Annotated in this window: 22 protein-coding genes and 1 pseudogene; 1 reads left to right on the top strand and 22 read right to left on the bottom strand. The window is 30.9% G+C overall.

All coding sequences use genetic code 11. From position 1 onward, the window contains the following. Nucleotides 1-12 precede the first annotated feature (12 nt). From rplU to ACTG47_RS05700, 4 genes are all read right to left on the bottom strand, one after another. Nucleotides 13-324, bottom strand: a complete 312-nt coding sequence (rplU, locus tag ACTG47_RS05715) for a 50S ribosomal protein L21 (RefSeq protein ID WP_003419082.1) — start codon at nucleotides 322-324, stop codon at nucleotides 13-15. Between the two features lie 100 nt (nucleotides 325-424). After that, on the bottom strand, nucleotides 425-1,846 hold the full coding sequence (locus tag ACTG47_RS05710) for an Rne/Rng family ribonuclease (protein WP_479926438.1): 1,422 nt from the start codon (nucleotides 1,844-1,846) through the stop codon (nucleotides 425-427). A 17-nt stretch (nucleotides 1,847-1,863) separates the two neighbouring features. After that, entirely contained in the window at nucleotides 1,864-2,565 is a 702-nt protein-coding gene (locus tag ACTG47_RS05705) for a TIGR03936 family radical SAM-associated protein (RefSeq protein ID WP_479926437.1), read from the bottom strand. A gap of 1 nt (nucleotide 2,566) precedes the next feature. Next, nucleotides 2,567-4,411, bottom strand: coding sequence for a TIGR03960 family B12-binding radical SAM protein (locus tag ACTG47_RS05700; RefSeq protein ID WP_479926436.1), 1,845 nt, complete (start codon nucleotides 4,409-4,411; stop codon nucleotides 2,567-2,569). A 318-nt stretch (nucleotides 4,412-4,729) separates the two neighbouring features. Here ACTG47_RS05700 and ACTG47_RS05695 point away from each other — a divergent pair, with 318 nt between their 5' ends. Further along, nucleotides 4,730-5,923 (top strand): FprA family A-type flavoprotein, encoded by a 1,194-nt coding sequence (locus tag ACTG47_RS05695; RefSeq protein ID WP_479926435.1) that lies wholly within the window; start codon nucleotides 4,730-4,732, stop codon nucleotides 5,921-5,923. Nucleotides 5,924-6,236: 313 nt separating this feature from the next. On the opposite strand, the pseudogene ACTG47_RS05690 reads toward ACTG47_RS05695, so the two are convergent. The 18 genes and pseudogenes from ACTG47_RS05690 to rsxC all read right to left on the bottom strand — a co-directional run. Next, a pseudogene (locus ACTG47_RS05690) lies at nucleotides 6,237-6,419 on the bottom strand (transglutaminase-like domain-containing protein); the annotation flags it as partial. A gap of 298 nt (nucleotides 6,420-6,717) precedes the next feature. After that, nucleotides 6,718-7,131 carry a methylglyoxal synthase gene (locus ACTG47_RS05685; RefSeq protein ID WP_479926434.1) on the bottom strand — a complete coding sequence of 138 codons (414 nt, stop codon included), beginning with the start codon at nucleotides 7,129-7,131 and terminating at the stop codon, nucleotides 6,718-6,720. 39 nt (nucleotides 7,132-7,170) lie between these two features. Continuing rightward, on the bottom strand, nucleotides 7,171-8,301 hold the full coding sequence (gene rodA / locus ACTG47_RS05680) for a rod shape-determining protein RodA (RefSeq protein ID WP_479926433.1): 1,131 nt from the start codon (nucleotides 8,299-8,301) through the stop codon (nucleotides 7,171-7,173). Nucleotides 8,302-8,385: 84 nt separating this feature from the next. Further along, complete coding sequence (gene minE, locus ACTG47_RS05675) at nucleotides 8,386-8,670, bottom strand: cell division topological specificity factor MinE (RefSeq protein WP_021383822.1); 285 nt, start codon at nucleotides 8,668-8,670, stop codon at nucleotides 8,386-8,388. Between the two features lie 17 nt (nucleotides 8,671-8,687). Then, a complete protein-coding gene (gene minD / locus ACTG47_RS05670) occupies nucleotides 8,688-9,485 on the bottom strand; it encodes a septum site-determining protein MinD (RefSeq protein WP_021383865.1) in 798 nt (265 codons plus the stop codon). A gap of 23 nt (nucleotides 9,486-9,508) precedes the next feature. After that, on the bottom strand, nucleotides 9,509-10,192 hold the full coding sequence (locus ACTG47_RS05665; protein WP_479926432.1) for a septum site-determining protein MinC: 684 nt from the start codon (nucleotides 10,190-10,192) through the stop codon (nucleotides 9,509-9,511). 97 nt (nucleotides 10,193-10,289) lie between these two features. Next, nucleotides 10,290-13,268 carry a penicillin-binding transpeptidase domain-containing protein gene (locus ACTG47_RS05660; RefSeq protein WP_479926431.1) on the bottom strand — a complete coding sequence of 993 codons (2,979 nt, stop codon included), beginning with the start codon at nucleotides 13,266-13,268 and terminating at the stop codon, nucleotides 10,290-10,292. A gap of 11 nt (nucleotides 13,269-13,279) precedes the next feature. Next, on the bottom strand, nucleotides 13,280-13,768 hold the full coding sequence (gene mreD / locus ACTG47_RS05655; protein ID WP_479926430.1) for a rod shape-determining protein MreD: 489 nt from the start codon (nucleotides 13,766-13,768) through the stop codon (nucleotides 13,280-13,282). A 14-nt stretch (nucleotides 13,769-13,782) separates the two neighbouring features. Further along, nucleotides 13,783-14,676: a rod shape-determining protein MreC gene (gene mreC, locus ACTG47_RS05650; RefSeq protein WP_479926429.1), complete on the bottom strand. Its 894-nt coding sequence runs from the start codon at nucleotides 14,674-14,676 to the stop codon at nucleotides 13,783-13,785. Between the two features lie 9 nt (nucleotides 14,677-14,685). Further along, a complete protein-coding gene (locus ACTG47_RS05645; protein WP_054273165.1) occupies nucleotides 14,686-15,747 on the bottom strand; it encodes a rod shape-determining protein in 1,062 nt (353 codons plus the stop codon). Nucleotides 15,748-15,816: 69 nt separating this feature from the next. Next, entirely contained in the window at nucleotides 15,817-16,476 is a 660-nt protein-coding gene (gene radC / locus ACTG47_RS05640; protein WP_479926428.1) for a RadC family protein, read from the bottom strand. A 44-nt stretch (nucleotides 16,477-16,520) separates the two neighbouring features. Continuing rightward, nucleotides 16,521-17,105: a Maf family protein gene (locus tag ACTG47_RS05635; protein WP_479926427.1), complete on the bottom strand. Its 585-nt coding sequence runs from the start codon at nucleotides 17,103-17,105 to the stop codon at nucleotides 16,521-16,523. Between the two features lie 219 nt (nucleotides 17,106-17,324). Then, entirely contained in the window at nucleotides 17,325-18,296 is a 972-nt protein-coding gene (locus tag ACTG47_RS05630; RefSeq protein ID WP_479927067.1) for an RnfABCDGE type electron transport complex subunit B, read from the bottom strand. Between the two features lie 15 nt (nucleotides 18,297-18,311). Further along, nucleotides 18,312-18,887, bottom strand: coding sequence for an electron transport complex subunit RsxA (gene rsxA, locus ACTG47_RS05625; RefSeq protein WP_479926426.1), 576 nt, complete (start codon nucleotides 18,885-18,887; stop codon nucleotides 18,312-18,314). 14 nt (nucleotides 18,888-18,901) lie between these two features. Further along, the gene (rsxE, locus tag ACTG47_RS05620; protein WP_479926425.1) at nucleotides 18,902-19,495 is read right to left on the bottom strand and encodes an electron transport complex subunit RsxE; all 594 of its coding nucleotides are present in this window, start codon (nucleotides 19,493-19,495) and stop codon (nucleotides 18,902-18,904) included. Between the two features lie 12 nt (nucleotides 19,496-19,507). Further along, on the bottom strand, nucleotides 19,508-20,077 hold the full coding sequence (locus ACTG47_RS05615; RefSeq protein WP_479926424.1) for an RnfABCDGE type electron transport complex subunit G: 570 nt from the start codon (nucleotides 20,075-20,077) through the stop codon (nucleotides 19,508-19,510). Then, the gene (locus ACTG47_RS05610; protein WP_054269661.1) at nucleotides 20,077-21,054 is read right to left on the bottom strand and encodes an RnfABCDGE type electron transport complex subunit D; all 978 of its coding nucleotides are present in this window, start codon (nucleotides 21,052-21,054) and stop codon (nucleotides 20,077-20,079) included. Before ACTG47_RS05610 ends, ACTG47_RS05615 begins: the two co-directional genes overlap by 1 nt. Before the next feature lie 22 nt (nucleotides 21,055-21,076). Beyond that, nucleotides 21,077-22,414, bottom strand: a complete 1,338-nt coding sequence (gene rsxC / locus ACTG47_RS05605) for an electron transport complex subunit RsxC (protein ID WP_479926423.1) — start codon at nucleotides 22,412-22,414, stop codon at nucleotides 21,077-21,079. Nucleotides 22,415-22,586 lie beyond the last annotated feature (172 nt).

Genomic DNA, 22,586 nt, shown 5'->3' with positions numbered 1-22,586 from the left:
CTTGACCAACAACTAAGCGTTTATTTTTTCTACAACTATCTTAGTATATGATTGACGATGTCCTTGTTTTCTTCTGTAATCTTTTTTTGCTTTATACTTGAAAACAATAACTTTCTTAGCTTTACCTTGTTCAACAACTTTAGCTTGAACAGATGCTCCTTCTACTACTGGAGAACCTAATTTTAATTCTCCATCTTTAGAGCAAGCTAATACTTCGTTTAAAGTAACAACATCACCTGCGTTAGCTTCTAATTTTTCAACGAATAATACATCACCTTCAGAAACTTTATATTGCTTCCCACCAGTCTTTACTATAGCGTACATTAAATACACCTCCTCGGCCTCAAACTCGCCAGTACAAGGTACTTCATTGGAAGATTTAAACCTTTACTGTGCGGCATTACAATTATTAATTATAAAATATTTACATTTTATTGTCAACTATTTTATCGAAAATAACATTGGTTTTATTGTGTTTTAATGTACAATTTGCAGTTAAAGAAATCTTTATATTATATTTTTCACCAATTTTATCAATTATATCCATATAATATTCTTTTATTTGTTCAAAAATTAAATCATTAAACTCTATTATTATGTTTTTGTAGACTGTATGCTCACTTATTCTCATAATTTCTTTTTCAATGCCATCTACCATATGATGTATAGATTTTATCATTTGTGCACCATCACAACATGGACAAGACATTAAATAATATTTATCAATAGACTCTTTTTCCCTACGCCTTGCAACTTCTACTAAACCAAGCTTCGTCATACCTAACACTTCCGCTTTTCTTTTATCTTTATTAAATTCTTCCTCTAATATGTGTAAAACTTCATTTTGATGCTTCTTTTTATGCATATCAATAAAATCAATTATTATTATTCCAGCTATATCTCTAATTCTAAGCTGTCTTACAATTTCTTTTGCAGCTTCAATATTAGTTTTGTAAACAGTCTCATCAAGTTTGCCAGTTCCAACAAACTTACCTGTATTTACATCTATAACTGTAAGAGCTTCTGTCTTTTCTATTACTAGATAACCTCCACTCTTTAACCATACCTTTTTATTTAATAACTTTTCTATTTGGGATTCTATTCTGTATAAATCAAATACATCCCTATTTTCTTCAAGACATAGTTTATCAACATACGTATTGTCTATTCCTTTTAAAATAGACTTGAGTTCACAATATCTATCATAACTATTAATAATTATAGATTCAATATCATCATTTACATTATCTTTTACATATTTGGTTGCAAAGTCTAAAGATTTATATAATAATTTTGGTCCTATACCAAGTTTATATTCTTTTAAAATATTTTCATATTGTAATTTTAACTCTTCTATATCTTTTTTTATTTCATCATGAGTACAACCTTGAGCTTCAGTTCTTATTATGAGTCCTAAATTTTCTTTATTCACTGCTTTAGTAATTTTTTTTAGTCTAAATCTTTCTTTTTCATCAATAATTTTATTTGATATTGTAGTTCTATCATTAGAAGGTATATAGACAATATACCTTCCCGAAATACTAATTTCAGTGTTTAATTTTGCACCTTTAGTTCCTATCTCTTCTTTATTTACTTGAACTAAAATATCTTGACCAGATTTTATAGTACTTCCTTTTTTCAATTGTAAATAAGCAAGTTTTTTAAAGCCAATATCTACAAAACAAGCTTCTATCCCTGGTATAACTTTTTTTACAATTCCACGATATATATTTGATACAGTCTTTTTATTTAAATTATCTTCAACAAAAAGCTCTGTTAATCTTTCATCTTCAAGTATTGCTGTTTTCTGAGACCCTACTAAGGACTCAATAACTATCTTCTTCACAACTTCACCTCTCGAGCCTACATAGGAGTCACTAATTCCCCATCTTCTAATACATATAAATCTCTTCTCAATATATCAACATCTAATGGGTCAATATTCAATTCAAACATTTCTAATATTTTTGGAATAAGTATATTAGTATTTAAATTAGTCTTTGAACCTGTAGCTATAGTAGCAGTAAGAGTAATATGTTCATCTTCTAAATTTAAAACATCAAAAGTTCTTATCATAGGTCTTATGTCAACTTCAACCATCTTACCTTTTTTATTCTTCTTTGTTATAATTATCTCTTTATTATTCATAAAATCAATTACTTTTCTTTTTACAAACTCTTTAGTTAGAGGTCTCTTCAATTCTATATTAAACAGATATTCTCCATAATCTATGACAGAAGATAAAGAAGGTGTTTGTCTATCAATTTCTTTTACTTTTATAAATTCTATCCCATCTGGAAGTTGAACTGATACTTTACTTAAAAACTCCTCTACTGATAGGTCCTCTTCTTCTATCTCAATATCTACATACTCTCCTTGACTTTCTGTTCCTAAAGCCAAAGCATTTCCATAACTCATCTTAGGATGAGGATTAAATCCTTGAGAATGTGATAAGTTTATTTCAGCTCTTCTAAATGCTCTTTGCAATAATCTCTGAAGGTCAAGATGTGATATATATATCATATCGCCTTCCTTTTTAAATTTTACTCTTATTATTTTACTCATATTAGCAAAGCCCCCTTCCTATATCATGTATATTTATTCCACAGCCATTACAATTATGTCTACAATCAGAAGTGATTTTTTCTTTTTTAGCATTCTCATCTTCTCTAATTAAGAATTTTTTATTGACACCTACATCTATATGGTCCCAAGGAAATACCTCTTCATAATCTCTATTTCTGTGTGCATAAAAATCTATAGAAAGATTATTCTTTTCCATAGCTTCCTTCCATATATCTAAATTAAAGTGTTCTGCCCATCCATCAAACTTCGCACCTAGTTTAAATGCATCATATATAACTTTTCCTATCCTTCTGTCCCCTCTAGCTACTACAGCTTCCATCAAGCTAGTTTTTGAATCATGGTAACTGTATTTTATATTGTTGTTTCTTAATTTATTTACTAAATGTCTTTGCTTTTCAACTACTGCTTCTGTAGTATCTTGTCCATGCCATTGGAATGGTGTAAATGGCTTTGGTACAAACGTAGAAGTACTTACTGTAACACTAAAGCTTCTCTTTAATTTGCCTCCATTTACTTTTCTATAAATATCAATAACCTTATATGCTAATTTGGCTATTCCATCTAAGTCATCATAAGTCTCAGTTGGTAAACCAATCATGAAATATAGTTTGACACTATTCCATCCCATTTCAAAAGCTCTTTCCGTTGCATTTTCTAAATCTTCTTCTGTTACACCTTTATTTATAACATCTCTAAGTCTTTGAGTACCTGCCTCTGGAGCAAAAGTAAGTCCAGACTTTCTTACTTGTTGTATTTTATCAGCAATTTCCATTGAGAAGTTATCTAGTCTAAGAGATGGAAGTGAAATCCCTATATTATTAGAAGCATACTCGTCAACTAAATAATCAGTAAGTTCAGATAGCTTACTATAATCACTTGTACTAAGTGATGATAATGATATTTCATCATATCCAGTATTTTTAACTAATTTATCTAATATTTCTTTAAGTCTTTCAACACTTTTTTCTCTTATTGGTCTATATATCATACCTGCTTGACAGAATCTACACCCTCTTGTACATCCTCTAAATAGTTCTAGCACTATTCTGTCATGAACAGTATCTATATAAGGTACTATTAGTTTTTCTGGATAGTCTACAGTTTCAACATCTTTTATTATTCTCTTAGTAGGATTCTTTGGAATACCATCTCTATTAGGAGTTACACTTTGGACTGTACCATCTTCATTGTATTTAACATCATAAAAACTTGGTATGTATACTCCTTCTATACTTGATATTTTATATAAAAAATCTTCTCTAGTTGTTTTATTTTTCTTCCATTCTTTATACTCACTTACTACTTCTAAATTGACCTCTTCACCTTCACCTAATATTACTACATCTACAAAATCTGCTAAAGGTTCAGAGTTATAAGCACATGGACCACCAACCATTACAAATGGGTCTTCCAGCTTTCTTTCCTTTTTTAACATTGGTATATTGGCTAAATCTAATATATTTAAGATATTAGTATATGAAAGTTCATATTGAAGTGTAAAAGTAACAAAATCAAAGTTCGTTATAGGCTCTCTTGACTCTAATGCAAATAATGGTATGTTTTTTTCTCTCATTATATTTTCCATGTCAACAGCAGGAGAATATACTCTCTCACAAAACACATTCTCATCTTTATTTATTACATCGTATAATATATGACTTCCTAAATGACTCATACCAACTTCATATAAATCCGGAAAGCAGTGTGCATATCTTATCAATTCACTATTACTAGTATCTTTATGAATTGAATTTATTTCATTTCCAAGATATCTAGCAGGCTTTTCTACTTTTTTTAAGATTTTTTTTAAGTCTACTTTATTCATTTATTCAAATTCCTCCAAACAAGCTCTTTATTTTTATTCTTATTTATAAGTAATATTATACACGATAAAATATTTTCTATCAAAAATATAACTAAAATATTGAATTTAAAAGCTATATTATTCACAAAATAGAATAACTAAAAATATTTGGATGTATTTTATATTAAATTTTTATTGAATTACAATTTTTTTACAAAATATGATATATTATAAACATAGAACTATTGTTTTAGATAACTTATAATGACATCTTTTGTTTCATTGACCCCAAAATGGGGTATGTTACTTGTATAATGATAAATTTTAGGAGGGTTAAAAATGAGTAAAGTTTTTGAAGTAAAAAAAGATATCTACTTTACTGGCGTAGTAGATGAAGGTTTAAAAGTATTCGACATAATAATGGAAACTGAGTTTGGGACAACTTACAATTCTTATTTAATCAATGATGAAAAAACGGTTTTATTTGACACAGTAAAGGCAAATTTTAAAGATGAATTCTTAAGCAATCTATCAGAAGTTACTGATATAGCTAAAATTGACTATGTTGTAATTCATCATACAGAACCAGACCATGCAGGTAGTTTAAAGTACTTATTAGATTTGAATCCTAATATAGAAGTTTATTGTACTAAAGCTGCTAAACTATACTTAGATGGTCAAATAAATAGACCTTTTAATTGTCATGTAATAAAAGATGGTGAAGTTTTAAATATTGGTAAAAGAAATCTTAAATTTATAACTGCTCCATTCTTACATTGGGTTGATACAATGTTTACTTACATTGAAGAGGACAAGACTCTTTTAACTTGTGATGCGTTTGGTTGTCACTTTGCAAGTGTTGATGCAGATGTAGTAAATAGTGAGGATTACCTAAAATCAGCTAAACACTATTATGACTGTATAGTTAAGCCATTTGCTAAGCATGTTTTAAGTGCTGTAGATAAGGTTGTAGGAATGAACATAGAATTTGATACTATATTAACTTCTCATGGTCCAATGCTTACTAAAGACCCAATGGCTGCTGTTAAAAGATATGTTGAATGGTCTACAGAAGCTATTAATACAACAAATCAAAATCAAGTTTCTATATTCTACTTATCAGCTTACAGCAATACTTTAGAAATGGCTAAGAAAATAAAAGAAGGTCTTGATGCAGAAGGTGCAAAAGCTGAGTTATATGACTTAGAAGATATGACATTAACAGAAATGCATGATACATTAGTAGTATCAAAAGTAATACTATTAGGTTCTCCAACTATAAACAAAACTATGGTTAAACCTATGTGGGACTTATTCTCTGTTATAGACCCAATGGCTAACCAAGGTAAGATAGCAGGAGTATTTGGTTCATTCGGTTGGAGTGGTGAAGGTATAACTATGGCTGAGACTTTACTTAAAGCTATGTCATTTAAAATGCCTGTAGAATCTCTTAAGAAAAAATTCTTCCCTAGTGAAGAAACATTAAAAGACTGTATGGCATTTGGTGCAGAATTTGCAAAATTAGTTAAATAGTCATTAATAACAAATAAAATTATTTAATTTAAATAATTCTATATTTAAAAATAAATTAAAGAGGAGTTATCTCAAAATTGATTTTTTCTAATCTAATTTTAAGTCCAACTCCTTTTTTATTTTCCAAAATAACTGATATAATGCTAAATACACCCCCACAAAGAGGGTGCATTGCTTATAATCTGTTATATTTATTTACTAGTATTAACGCACGTATCTAGCGTATGTTACTAGCCCTCTTCCAGAATTAGATTTTATTTCGCCAATTTCTACTTTAATAATTATATTATTTTTTTTACAGTATTTTGAAAATATTGGCTCCCTCTGCTGTGTTCCAGTCAACATATGTTGTGTTATTTTTAATGTAATTGTAGGCAACCATAATCTTAGCATCTACAGTCATGTTCTTTGTAATTTTCTTGTTCATAAAATCTGCAGTTGCCTGTGCTACTGAATTCAGTTGGGCTTGTGACAACTTTGGACCATATATACTGTTAAGATATTTTTACTTCCAATTCCCTACCATTAATTAAGTTATTTTAAATTTAAAATAATAGATTACCAACACATTTGTTCATCAATTTATGTGGTGATAGAATATTTAGATTTCATGAAAAATCTAGCTGATATTTTCTATATAATCTGTATACAATGATATATATTACTTTTTTTCTAAAGAATTATCAAATAGATTATTAATTTATAGAAATTAATAATTTATTTTTATATAAAAAAGGAGATGATTCAAATTTTTATTTTGATACATCTCCTAATCTTTGCATACTATTTATTTTTTAAACACGCTGACTTTTATTTTTTCTAACTTCTCTCCATGATAGTTCTCCTCTATCAAGAGCTTTTATAAATATTTCTGCAGAAGCTAGATTTGTAGCTATTGGAACATGATAAACATCACAAAGTCTTATCAATGCTTGTATATCTGTTTCATGAGCCTGAGATGTCAATGGGTCTCTTAAAAAAATAACTAAATCTATATCTTGTGTTACTATTAAAGAACCTATTTGTTGGTCTCCACCTAAAGGACCAGACGCTAACCTGTTTATATTTAAGTTAGTTTCATCCATTATTCTTTTTCCTGTAGTTCCAGTTGCATACAATCCATACTTTTTTAAAATTGATTCATAACCTATACAGAATCCGACCATAGTATTTTTCATTTGGTCATGCGCTACTAATGCTATATTCATATACTCAATCTCCTCAATTTATGTTTACAAGTATTAAATCTAGAAATTTATTTTCTTTCTTCTCATACACACATTTAGTACTAATCCTAAATTTGCTAAAGATGTTAATAAGGAACTACCTCCATAACTTACAAAAGGCAATGTTACTCCTGTTACTGGTATTAATGCAACAGTCATACCTATATTTTGGATTATCTGATAACCAAACATCCCCATAACACCAACCACGATGAGGGTCCCATAAAAATCCTTGGCATCTCTTGCAATTACTAAAAGCCTTAATAAGAATATTGCAAATAAGATTATCAGCACTGACATTCCTATTACACCAAGCTCTTCACCTACAACAGCAAATATAAAATCACTATCTTGCACAGGTAAAAAGTCTTCTTGGTTTTGACTTCCATTGTATAGCCCCTTACCAGTTACACCACCAGAGCCTATCGCAATCAAAGATTGCATAACCTGATAGTTTCCTTTCAGTGTTACATCTTCTGGATTTAAGAAGGCTTCTATTCTTATCTTCTGATGGTCTGCCATCATTAAATACATCAGTGGCATCGATACCAACAGTATGATTATTCCTCTTTTTATCAATTTTGAACTAAGACCTGCTGTAAACATCATTGCAAATATCATACAACAAAAGACAATTCCTGTTCCCAAATCTGGTTGTGCAAGTAATAATCCAATAAATGGAATAGCATAAACCACAACAGGTATAACTTCCTTTAATGTATTTAATTTGTCTTTCTTAGTTTCAAGTATCTTTGCATAACTAAGTACAAATGTTAATTTGACTATCTCAGATGTTTGCAAATCAAGTGGACCTAAGTTAATCCACGACCTAGCGCCACCTTTTTCTGTACCAATTCCAGGTAATAAAACGATGGCTAACAAAACAAGACTTATTATATAAAGCGCTTTGTAATACCTACCTAAAAGATTATAATCAAAAAATAATATGACTATAATCATTCCTATGCCAAGTACAAAAGCTAGTCCTTGCTTAATTAATTGATTATATGAACCAGTCGAATTAGCATGCGTTGCACTACTAAGTATAACAAGTCCAAAAATAAAGATAGCTAATACTGTAACTATAAGTTTCCAGTCTAACTGTTTTATCAACTTAATTGTCGACTTATAATTAATATTGATTTTTTTCAAAGAATCACCGTCTTTCTATCTTTAAACACATAATTAAATAAAAGGGGCATATACCAATAAGGATATCCCCCTTTTAAGCACTAATTACATACATCTATCTTTTATATTCTTTAATGGTATATTAGCAACTAATGCAGATACAGGTTTGTCATCATGCTCACCTCTGCATTTAGACATTTTTATTTCAAGGCCATCATCTTCTATCTCTGCATAATTGGCTATTACTTTTAAAATGTCTGTTTTTATCATCTCTAAAAGTTGTGGTGAACAATCTACTCTATCATGAACTAAAACTAATTTTAACCTCTCTTTAGCAACAGATTTACTAGTTTTAGCATCGTTAGAAAAAACTCTAAATAAATCTAACACAGATGTATCCTCCTTTGCTACTTAGCCATGCTAAACATTTTTTTAAGTCTACCAAAGAATCCATCTTCAACTTCAAGTTCAAGTAGAGGAACTTCTTCATTTAGTATCCTTTTTGCGATATTCTTGTATGCTTGACCAGCAAGTGACTTCGAATCAAGTATAGCTGGCTCACCTTTATTTGTTGATATAATTATACTTTCATCATCAGGGACAAGACCTAATAAATCAATTGCTAATATTTCTATTATATCTTGTTTGTCCATCATGTCTCCACGTTTAACCATATCATTTCTAATTCTATTTATAACTAATCTTATCTCTTTTATTTCATTGGCTTCTAATAGACCTATTATTCTATCAGCATCTCTTACTGCTGATATTTCTGGATTTGTAACCACAATAGCTCTATCTGCTCCAGCTATTGCATTTTTAAATCCTTGCTCAATACCTGCTGGGCAGTCTATTATTATATACTCGAAAGATTCTTTCAGTTTTTCACATAGGTCAACCATTTGTTCAACTGAGACAGCATTTTTATCTCTAGTTTGTGCTGCTGGTAATAAATATAGATTATCAAATCTTTTGTCTTTTATTAGAGCTTGCTTAAGCCTACAAGTACCTTCAACTACATCTACTATATCATAAACTATTCGATTTTCAAGACCCATTACCACATCTAGGTTTCTAAGTCCAATATCTGCATCTACAACTACTGTTTTTTTATTTTCTAGGCTTAGCGCAGTTCCTAAGTTTGCTGCAGTAGTAGTTTTTCCAACTCCACCTTTACCAGATGTTATAACTATAACTTCGCTCATAATACTACCCCCTATTTTTCTTTCTATTTGTCTAATTTTGACAAATAGCTTTCGATTACAATTCTTCCATTACTCACAAAGGCTATTTCTGGGCTAATTTCTGATTCAATTTCATAATTTTCTTCATCATCTGGAGCTTCTGCAATATTCTCTGCTATTTGTAATATTTTAGGATTAAGATTTCCAGCAACAACATATGCAAATTCATTACCTTCTGCACCTGCATGTACAAAACCTTCTATTTTACCCATTACAAAAACATTACCACCTGCTACAACTTTAGCACCAGCATTTATATCTCCCATAACAACTGTATTTGACTTTGAAAGTACCTTTGAACCATGTTTCATATCATTTAATATTACTACATCACCTTCAAATTCAATATTTTCTCCAGATCTTAGGGTATTGACATATTTTGTTGGAAAATTACTATTCTCTTCAATTTTTTGATCTTCAACAAATTCCACATCAAATCTAGAAGTAATTCCTTCTTTTAATTCTAAAATCTCCATGTCAGTTAAATAATCACTATTAATTTTACTAATTTTAGCACCATTAAAAAAGCCAACATATGCTTCCAATTTGTTTATTATTTTTTCTTGTATTTCCTCAAATGGAGCTTCTTTTTTTATATTTACTATTATCCCTCTTTTATTACCCTTGAACTCTACTAGTTCTTGACTACAAATTTCTCTTAAAGACATAACAACCTCCAGAGTGATATATCATTTATATTCTTCAAATATACTTTAAATCCTTTTATTTTTTCTATATAAAGCTAAAGTTTATATATGGATTAAGCTACCTATTAATTTGTGACTCGAAATTTATATTTTCGTCAGAAGAATTGTTAACATCATTCGTATTGTTGTCTTTTTTACTATTAGTTGGCTCTAATCCCATATACGTTCCAATAACTTCTCTAGTTGGTAAAAGTGAGAATACACTTGAATCCCCTTGAGGAATTACACATACAACAGCTATTTCTGGGTCATCTGCTGGAGCAAAAGCAACAGTCCATGTAAAAGAACCATAATCTTGTTTAAATTTATCTATTTCGTCATCTGTTATTTTTGGATTTAATTCTTTTATAGCTTTTCTTAAATATGAAGAATTTACTTTATCAGTATCTTCTAATCTAACTTTTATTCCATCCTCTAATTCTTCTTCTAATTTCTTTCTTTCTTCGTCTTTTAAATCTTTATTTTCTAATTTCTTTTTTATTTCCTTTTCTTTAGCTAATGAAAGCTCTTTTTCTTTTTCTGCTTTCATTTTATCAGCTAATTTAACTGCATCATTTAGATTAACATTATAAGATGATATATGACTTTTTAAATATTCATATTCATTATCTGTAGGTATTTTCCCACTTTTCTCAGCCGTACCAGTCTTTGCTGCTACATCTATTGGGAAATCAGCAAAAGCACTCTTTGCTGTACCTTGTTTTGCAACCAATTTCATCCCTTTTATTAATTCTTTTAAGTTATCAGGGTCTTTAAAAGGTATTTTTTCTACTTTCTTCTGGTCATTGATTTTCACTGATGAATAATCACTTGAAACAGCTCTATCAACTACAGATAGTTCTACTAAATTACCTCCATTTGCTATGGCAGCCACATATCTTGATATCTGAGCTGGTGTATAGGCATTCTCACCTTGACCTATAGCTAAGTTGAATGTATCTGCAGTACTCCATTTTGCAAAGTTGAAATAACTAAATACTGCTAAATCTGCTACTTCTTCAATTCTATTTTCTTTAACATCCAATTTTTTTAATCTGTTCATTGTTTCTACTCTACCAGGAGTTTTCTTTTCTGCTGCCCAGCTTACAATTTCATTTATTCTTTTTTCATATTCTTTAGGATTTTTATCTCTAGTTATATCAACAAAGTCATTTGCCATTTCTCTTTCTAAATTTGACTTTAACAGAGCTTGTGTTGATTTCAACTTATCTTCTGTGCTAGGAACTTTACCTGCTCTTTCTTCTACTTCATCTTGAAGTCCAGTATTTTGGTCAAGTCCAAATAATTTTGCATACTCAAGAATTTTATTGGCATTCATATCTATACCAATGCTTTTTCCATCTGGCCATGTTTTACCTGTACCAATAGTTGCCATATATATATTACAAGACTCTTGTATTGCTTTATATAAGTTTGTCATACCATGGTTACCTCTACCGTGGTTCCATACATAGTCCCCAAAAGATTTTTTACCTAACATGATAACCCCAGGGTCATTTATTGTAAAGTTTGGATTTAAACCATTTTCTAAAGCTGCCATTGAAGTTACCATCTTAAATGAAGAACCTGGCTGGAATTCCCCTTGTGTAACCAAGTTTAAAAGTGGACTTCCTGCTAGCAAGTCATTAGGATTCTTTGGCTGAAGTGCCTTATAATCTTCTGTAGAAATACCTTTTGCAAATTTATTTGGGTCATAATTAGGATAGCTTGAAGAAGCTAATACTTCTCCATTTTTTACATCAATAGCTATAAGGGCTGCTGATTGTGCTTTTCCTGCATATGCACTGATTGGTTTATCACCAAATTTACTTTTAAAAGTACCACCTTTAGAAGCAACTTCTATTATCTGTTTTAATGCATTATCTGAAACTTCCTGCAAATCTTTATCTAATGTAAGATATACAGTATCTCCTGATTTAGGCTTTTTAGATTCAATTTCTTTACTAATTCTGCCTAATGCATCAACCTTAACCATTTTATAACCGTCAGTTCCTCTTAATCTACTTTCATTACTTTTTTCTACTCCTGCAAGACCTACCATATCTCCAGTCTCATAACCTTTTTGAAGATATGATTCTATTTGAGTTGATGGCATTTTTCCTACATATCCTAACATATGTGAACCTAAAGTCCCATTAGGATAATATCTTACTGGTTCAACTGCTATTGAAACACCAACAAGGTCCATAGCACGCTCTTCAATTTGTGCAATTGTAGTTTCTCCTACATCTTTTGCAATAGTTACTGGATTGTATTGAGAATATCCTTTTGATTTTATCAAATCTCTTACAACCATTATTTTTCTCGCATCTTCATCACTTAAACTTTTATCAATGTTTAATGCATCGCTATTTCTTACTTTTTCAAACGCTTCTTTAGCATTTAGCTTAGTCTCTTTTATCTTATAACTAGCCAACCAATCTCTCTTATCTCTTTCTGCTGTAAACATCCATTTACTAACTAAAATAGGTGGATAATATCCATTTTCATTTAGTTTTGCCTGCAACTTTGTTGCATCCAATCTTTTATCTTCTTGAGACAATATTCCAGCTGATATAAGTTTATCTACTAAGTAATAAAAACTTTCTTTAGCATTATAATCATTTGGAATACCATTTTCTGATTTATACTCTCTAATATCTCTGTCATATGTATAATAGTATTTTCCATTTTCTACATATATAGGAAACTCATCTACATATTCTTCACCATTTTTTTCAAGCAAATTTATAAGCTTTAATGATATTTCATTTGCTCTTGAACGCTTCTTTGCGTCTTTTTTATTAATATCGTTACCTGAAACCTGAACAGTAAATAAGTTTTTATTTCCTGCTAACAATCTTCCATATCTATCTTTTATTTCTCCTCTTGGAGCTTCTATTGCCAACTTCTTATATGTTTTATTTTCAGCTAACTCATTGTAAAATTCATATTTAAATGTAGTCATGTAGATTATTTTTACTAAAATAGCTAAAAATACCACACTTATGACTATTTTAATTATTTTTAGTCTATCAACCTGTTTATTTTCTTCCATGAACTCACCAACTAATCTTCTTTAAGTTTTAAAACTGCTCTTTTAGATAAGCGATATATTACTAAACCAATTAAACTATTCACTATTGGTGCTACTAGTAGACCTTTTACAAAAAGTGTTGATATGCTATAGCTTTGATAGATTATACTAGATGTACCTATATTGACAATTGAATCAATTAAACTTCCTATAAAAATCAAAACGAAAGTAATAATATAGCTACCTTTATATAGCTGGTCTCTCATGTGTCCGATTGCATATGCAATAACAAACAAAACTAGAGCATTTACACCAAAAATTCCACCAACGGTTATGTCTTTAATAAGCCCTATTATAGCTGCTATAATTCCACCCTCTAGTTCGTCCAAATAAAGAGAAATTATAGTCACATATATAAGAACTAGATTAAAACTTATGCCAAAAACATCTATATAATTTGTTATACTATTTTCTATAGTCATAAGCACAATCCCCAACAGACAAAGTAAAACTTTTTTCATTGTTTTTATCCCCTTTATCCTATATTTCTTGGTTCTATGACTACAACGTCATCTATATTCTTAAAATCAACATAAGGTTTTACAACTACATATTTTAGTGACTTGTCTTTATCATCAACTACTTTTTCAACCTCACCGATTGGTATCCCCTCTGGGAAGAATCCAAGACCTGATGTTGTTATTATATCTCCTTGAATTACATTATATGATGAGTCAAACATATAACCTTGTAAATATCCTTTACTATTATAACTATCTTTATTATCCAAAGTAGTATTTTGAGTAATTGTTCCTTTAGCCTTAGCATCCTTTGCTAGTTTAAAACTTACAGATGCCTTAGAATCCAATAGTGAAATTGCCTTGCTATAATTGTTTGAAACCTCATAAACTACACCAACTAATCCACTACCATTCATAACTATACTTTCTTTTTTTACACCTGAATTTTTTCCTGCACCTATGACAAAACTCTCATACCAGTTTCCATCATTTTTACTGACAACACTTGTTGAAATACTTGTTGCTTTATATTTTTCTTCTACAAAGTTAAGTGTCTTTTTTAATTCTTCTAACGATTCTGTTTTATCTAATTTAGTATTCAAAACTATCATATTCTTTTTAAGTTTCTCATTTTCTGCTTCTAAATTTTTTACCTTTTTAGAATTCTCTTTAAAGTTAGATATATCTTTAAATCCATTTTTGATAAAAGAAAATCCATCATTTATTCCTTTTCCTACACTTGTAATAGCATCCGAAGCTACTCCTAAATTTACTGGACTCCCACTAGAAAACTTACCAATTGATATACCCACAATTCCAATTAAAGTGATAGCAACTACGCCCGTTGCTATCACTTTAACATTAATCCTTTTTTTATCATTTTTATTCTTGTCAAATCTCAAGGCCATCACCAACTTCTAATTTTTAGCATTCATCATTAATACTTTTTCAAAGATTTCTTGGTCTTCAACAGATTTTCCTGTTCCAAGTGCAACACAATCAAGAGGTGTTTCTGCTATTTGCACAGACATTCCAGTTTCTTGTGTAATAAGTTTATCAAGACCTCTAAGCAAAGCTCCTCCTCCTGTTAGCATTATTCCGTTTTCCATTATATCTGATGCTAATTCTGGTGGAGTTTTTTCTAGTGTAGATTTTATTGCGTCTACTATTGAACTTACAGGTTCTTTTAAAGCTTCTCTAACTTCTGTAGAACATATTTCTATTGTCTTAGGTAACCCTGAAATTAAATCTCTACCTCTTATTTGCATGTTTATTTCTTCATCATCTTTAAATGTAGAACCTATGCTAATCTTAACATTTTCAGCAGTTCTCTCACCTATCATAAGATTGTATTCTTTTTTTACATAGGCAACTATAGACTCATCAAACTCGTCTCCACCAATTCTTATAGATTTAGCAGTAACGATTCCTCCTAAAGATATTACAGCTATTTCTGAAGTACCTCCACCAATATCAACTACCATATTACCTTCTGGTTCCTCAACTTTTAATCCTGCTCCTATAGCTGCTGCCATTGGCTCTTCTATAAGGAATGCATCTTTAGCTCCAGCTTGTCTTGCAGCTTCTTCTATAGCTCTCTTTTCTACTTCTGTAACTCCAAAAGGAACACATATAGCTATTCTTGGACTTACAACACCTTTTTTATCAGCTGCTTTTTGTATGAAATAACTAATCATTGATTGAGTTATATCAAAATCAGCTATTACACCATCTTTCATTGGTCTTATAGCTACTATATTTCCTGGTGTTCTACCTATCATTTTTTTAGCTTCTTCACCTACTGCTAAAACTTCTTTACTGTCATCTCTTATTGCGACAACTGATGGTTCTCTAACAACAATACCTTGTCCTTTTATGTAAACTAATGTATTTGCAGTCCCTAAATCTATTCCCATATCCTTTGTCATCTTATTAAAACTAAAAAAACCTTTTTTCTCTTTCTTTTTTTCCTTAGCCATGATTTTACTCCTTCCTACTATTAAGAATCATGTTAAAAACACTCTCCTACTATTTTATCACATATAAAGTCAAATTATCATATTTTCTTTAAAGCTAAAGTATAATCCATCTCCAATAATTATATGGTCAATTATTTCTATTCCAATTATTTCTCCACATTTAACAAGTCTTGATGTGATATTCTTATCTTCACTTGATGGTTCCACACTTCCTGAAGGGTGATTATGCATTACTATTATTTTGCTTGCACTTCTCCTTATAGCTTCTTTAAAAACCTCTCTAGGATGGACTAATGACGAACTTAAAGTCCCTACGGATATATCTACATCAGATATTATCTCATTTTTTGTGTTTAAAAGAACTGCTTTAAAAACCTCTTTTTTTAAATACCTCAGACTGTCCATATAATATTTATGTATATCCCAAGGATTTTTTATTTTATACTTCATAGGTTTAAAACTGGCTATTCTAGAGCCTAGTTCTAAAGCTGCTTTAATTTGGGTTGATTTTGATAACCCAATTCCATCTATATTACACAGCTCCTCTATTGTCATATCTTCTAAATGTCGAATACCCTGAATATCTCTATTTATTATATAGTTGGCTAACTCAATAGCATTCTTGCTTTTATTACCAGTTCTTAAAAGTATAGCCAACAATTCAGTATTTGATAAGCTCTTTACTCCTTCAGCAAGCATCTTTTCTCTGGGTCTTTCCTCTGGTGCCATTTCTTTTACCTTAATGGTTGAATTAAATGACCTTTTCAGATAAATCACACTCCGTAAAAAAGATTTATATTAAAATGTTTTTTTAATAAGTCACCTAACTTTGAAATCGGAAGACCAACTATATTAAAATAGTCTCCTTTAATTTCTTCAACTAGTAAAGCTCCATAGCCTTGTATGCCATAAGCTCCTGCTTTGTCAAATGACTCTTTAGTTCTCAGATAATCCTCAATATCCTGCTCTGATAACGTTTTAAATTTTACATTGCTGATTACATAGTCAATTATTTTCTTATCTTCGCACAAGTTTATTAAGCTAATACCTGTTATGACTTGATGCTCTCTTCCAGATAGTCTTTTTAGCATATTTCTTGCACAAGACTCATCTTTAGGTTTTCCTAAAATAGCATTGTCTAAAACAACAACTGTATCAGCTCCAATAACAACATCTTCATTATGTTCAGATGCTACAGACATGCTTTTTTCAAAAGCCAATCTCATAACTAAATGTTTTGGTGCTTCACCTTCCAATATAATCTCATCAATTTCACTTTTAATTATATCAAATATTACATTTGTATTCTCTAGAATTTCTTTCCTTCTTGGAGAGGCTGATGCCAAGATTATATTCATTTATTCACCTCGTTTGTACGTAATTTGTACCTATTTAGTCTATCACTATATTGTAAAAAATTCAACAGAAATGTCGAACCTTTTTTGTTACACTATTGTTATATTTATTACCAATAGAATAAATATACATAAAATAGAGGTATGGAAATTATTCCATACCTCTGTTTTATGTACTCATTAGAGATATGGAAATTATTCCATATCTTTATTTTGTCCATATTACAAAATTTTAATAGCTTTCTTTGGACATTTTTCCATACATAAATGGCATCCTACACATTTATCAGCATCTACCTTATGTTTTTCTTTTAATTCTCCTTCTATTGCATCAAATTTGCATTGTTTTTTGCATACTGTACATCCAACGCAAAGTTCTTGGTCAATAGTAACTTTCTTTTTCTTAGTTATATCACCTGATATTACTTTTGTAGGGCATTTTGCTACACATTCCATACAGCCTACACACTTGCTAGGGTCTATCTTAGCTATTTTATTTTCAAATACTATAGCATCAAATTTACAAGCTTTTACGCACATTCCACAGCCAATACATCCAGCAGTGCATTTTTCCTTAACAGCTTTACCAAATTCCTTACTGTTACACTCTACAACTATTTCTTGACTTTCTGGTTTTGTGATTATTATACCCTTAGGGCAAACTTCTTTACATTTTCCACAATTGACACATTTTTCTTCATCTATTACTGCTACTCCATCAACTATAGAGATAGCATCAAATTTACAAGCAGCCTTACAAGTTCCAAGACCTAAACATCCAAATTTACACATTTTAGCTCCTGAATTTAACACATTTGCTGCTCTACAATCTGATATTCCTTCATACTCATATTTATCCTTTGCACTTGAGCAAGTTCCTTTACAAATAACTTTTGCTACTTGTTTTTCACCTGCTTCAGCACTTATTCCCATTATTTCTCCAACTTTTGAACCAACTTCTGCTCCACCTACAGGGCAACCATTAACTGGTGCTTTTCCTTCAACTATTGCACTTGCAAGACCTCCACAACCTGGGAATCCACAACCACCACAGTTAGCTCCTGGAAGTACTCCTAGTATAGCTTCTACTCTCTCGTCTACTTCTACAGCAAACTTTTTAGATGCGAAGTCTAGCACTAGCCCGAAGATTAAACCCATAATTCCTAAAACTAATACAGCCGTAAGTATCACTATTTTCACCCCTCTTTTTTATAGCTTTATAAGTCCTGTAAATCCTAAGAAAGCTATTGACATTAAACTTGCTGATATAAGTGTTATAGGGAAACCTTTAAACGCTTCTGGTATATCAGCTAATTCTAGTCTTTCTCTTATACCGGCGAATATTACTATTGCTAAAGTAAATCCAGCTCCGGCTCCAAATCCGTTTATTATTGTTTCTACTAAATTATAATTTTTTTGAACATTAACTAGAGCTATACCAAGAACTGCACAGTTTGTAGTTATAAGAGGTAAATAAACTCCTAATGCTTGATATAAAGATGGACTCATCTTTTGAATTACCATTTCAACGAACTGAACTATAGAAGCAATAACTAATATAAATGCTATTGTTTGTAAGAACTCAGTTCCAGTTTTTACTAATAAAACTTGTATAAAATAAGTTATAATTGAGGCTAGAGTTAAAACGAATGTAACCGCAACTCCCATACCTACTGCTGTCTCAACCTTTTTAGAAACACCTAAGAAAGGACATATACCTAAGAACTGAGATGTTATAACGTTATTAACAAGAACGATACTTAAAAATAAAAGTATTAAATTCATTTATTACACCTCCACTATGCTTTTTTACTTCTTAATTTATTAAATCCTGCAAATAAGAATCCTAATGTTAAGAATGCACCTGGTGGTAATATAAATATTAATACTGGTTGGAAAGATGCTCCAAATAATGTCATTCCAAATAGACTACCATTTCCAAGTAATTCTCTAACTGCACCTATTATTGTAAGAGCGATAGTAAATCCAAGACCTTGACCTATACCATCAACTGCTGAAGGTAATGGGCCAGATTTAAATGCAAAACTTTCTGCACGAGCTAATATTATACAGTTAACAACTATTAATGGTATATATAAACCAAGTGCTGTATCAAGAGCAGGAACATATGCTTTTAAAAGCATACCTACTATTGTAACAAATGTAGCTATAACTACTATAAATATAGGTATTCTTATCTTATCTGGTGTGATTTTTCTTATTAAAGATATAACTATATTTGCACATATTAAAACTGCTGCTGTTGAAAGTCCCATACCGATTCCATTTATTGCTGAAGTTGTAACGGCTAGTGTTGGACACATACCTATAACTTGCACAAATGTTGGGTTCTCATCTATTAGCCCGTTTTTAAATATTTTAGCTAAACTCATAATTAACCCTCCTTATTTATTAAGAGCACTATTGAAAACATCTATAGCTGCATTTACTCCTGTAGTAACTGCTGTAGACGTAATAGTCGCACCTGATATTGCTAATATTTGATTATCTGCTGTTGTACTTCCTTTTGCTACTTCAAGAGGTTCAGCAGTTTTTCCTTTATATTGACCTTTAAACGCATCATCTTTAGCTTTTGCTCCAAGTCCTGCTGTCTCTGTCATATTACCAATATCAACACCTGTAACTTGACCTTCAGATGATATACCTACCATAACTTCAATTTCTCCACCATAACCACTTGGTTTAGCTTTTAAAGTATATCCAACTACTTCAGAACCATCAAGACCTTCATATACCTCAGCTATAAGTCCATCTCCAAGGTTTTTATAAGTACTTTCTTTCATTTCTTTGAACTCTTTTGCTTCTGGAAGTACTGCTTTTCTAAGTTCATTATTTGCTTGTATATTTCTTTGTTCTATTACTGGAGCTGTAACTTTGTTTGTAGCTCCAAGTGCTAATGCGGCTATAGCACTTATAGCAAGTAAAGTCCCACCTAGTCTTACCATACTATTCATTATTTAGCCACCTCCCCAAACACTCTATTTCTAACAAACTTATCTATAAGTGGAGCAAGACAGTTTACTAGTAGTATTGAGTAAGATACACCTTCTGGATATCCACCATACATTCTTATAACAGTTGTTATAAGACCAGCTAATACAGCGTATATTATTTGACCTTTCTTAGTCATAGGCGAAGTTGTATAATCCGTAAGCATGAAGAATCCACCTAACATAAGACCTCCAGCAAACAGTTGATATATTGCGAAATTTATATTAAATCCACCTAAAAGGAATGTTAATATAAACACAGTTGCTATGTAAAATACTGGGATAACATAATTTATTATGCCTTTATACATTAGGTATACTCCACCTAATAATAATAATATTGCTGATGTTTCACCTATACATCCACCAATATTACCAATCATCATATCAGCGAGACTAATTCCATTACTAGAAAGGTCTGCTAATCCTGCTGCTCCATTTTTCAAAAAACTCAATGGAGTTGCTGTACTAACTGCATCTAAGTTTTTACCTATCCAGTTAACACCTGGTTGAGTCCAAGCAGTCATTGCAACTGGGAATGATGCCAATAAAAATGCTCTTGCAGCAAGTGCTGGATTGACAAAGTTACATCCTATTCCACCAAATACCATTTTAACTACTAATATTGCAAATATTCCTCCTACTAGACACATCCACCAAGGAAGTGATGCAGGTACGTTAAATGCTAATAATAATCCTGTTACAACAGCTGAAAAATCTCCTATAGTACTTTTTTGCTTCATAAATTTTTGATATAAAAATTCAGTACCTACTGTACCAAGTATACAAAAAAACATAGCACTCAAAGCATTAAGTCTAAAGAAGTATACTCCTGCTACTGCTGCTGGAAGGAGTGCTATAATAACTTGTTTCATTATATATGAAGTATCTTCATTACTTCTCACATGAGGAGAAGATGATACTATCAACTTATTTTCCATCGTTTTTCCCCCTTAACTTTCTTTATTTCTGAGCAGCTTGCTTTCTTCTCTTTGCTCCTATTTCTCTCTTTGCTGATCTTATAGATTGAAGTAATGGTCTTCTTGCTGGACAAATAAATGAACAAGACCCACATTCTATACAATCCATTGCTCTATGATATTCAGCTGTGTCATAATCATCTTTTAAAGAATATGCACTTATATAAAGTGGTTGTAAAAATGATGGACATACATCTGTACATCTTCCACATCTTAAACAGTTTTGAATATCTGGAGTACGTGATTCTTCTTCATCCAAACATAAAATTCCTGAAGAACCTTTATTAGTTGCTATTTCAGTAGTATATTGAGTCATCCCCATCATAGGTCCACCCATTATAAGTTTACCAACTTTCTTATCTTCCTTAAATCCACCACATTGTTCTATTATTTCTGAAACCAATGTCCCAACTTTTGTTATTAAGTTTTTAGGTTCTTTGATACAGCTACCTGTTATTGTAGTAATTCTTTCTACCAAAGGCATACCTGTTTTAATAGATTTAGCTATTTGAGCTGCTGTGGCAACGTTGTCAACAACTGCCCCTGCTGCTATTGGTAATCCACCAGATGGAACTTCTTTGCCTGTACACGCATAAATAAGTTGTTTTTCTGCTCCTTGTGGATATTTCACTTGAAGACCAACAACTTCGATTTCACTATAATCTTTAGCTACATTTTGAATTGCTTCTATAGCATCTGGTTTATTTGTTTCAATTCCTATAAATCCTTTTTTAACATCTAATACCTTCATTAATGCTCTTAAACCAAACACAACATCTTCTGGATTTTCAAGCATTAATCTGTGGTCTGCAGTTAAATATGGCTCACACTCTGCTCCATTTAGTATAACTACTTCTGCTTTACTATCTGGTGGAGGAGATACTTTTACATGGTTTGGGAATGTAGCTCCACCCATACCTACTATTCCTGCCTCTTTTATAATACTTACTATGTCTTCTTTGCTCAAATCCTCTAACTGACCTTTTGGTTGAACACTTTCATGTAATTCTTCCTTAAAGTCGTTTTCGATAACTACACATTGAGCTGAACCGCCAGGTACTTCATGTTGTTCAATAGCAATAACTTTTCCTGATACTGAAGAATGAACGTTACATGAAACGAAACCTTGTTGTTCACCTATTTTTTGCCCAAACTTTACTTCATCACCAACTTCAACAATAGGTTTAGCTGGTGCCCCTATATGTTGTTGAAGAGGAATGTAAACTATCTTTGGAGCTTGAGCTTTTTCAAGTGCCTTTGTGTTAGAGTACTCTTTTCTATATGGAGGATGTATCCCTCCCTTAAAAGTTAAGAGTTTCATTGTTTTACCCCCTTATCTATAAAAAAACATTTTTTCTGCCTTCTATAAGTATACTATATATATTAAAAAATCTTAACAATTGTTAAAAAAATATCCCTATTTTTATAATTTATTTTATAAATCAATATCTTTATATTAAGTCAAAACGAGGAAAAGGATTGCTTAATTAAAC

It is taken from the genome of Clostridioides sp. LIBA-6622, assembly GCF_056716095.1.
Note: the sequence above shows the minus strand (reverse complement) of the source record. Positions and strands in the feature narration are given on the sequence as shown.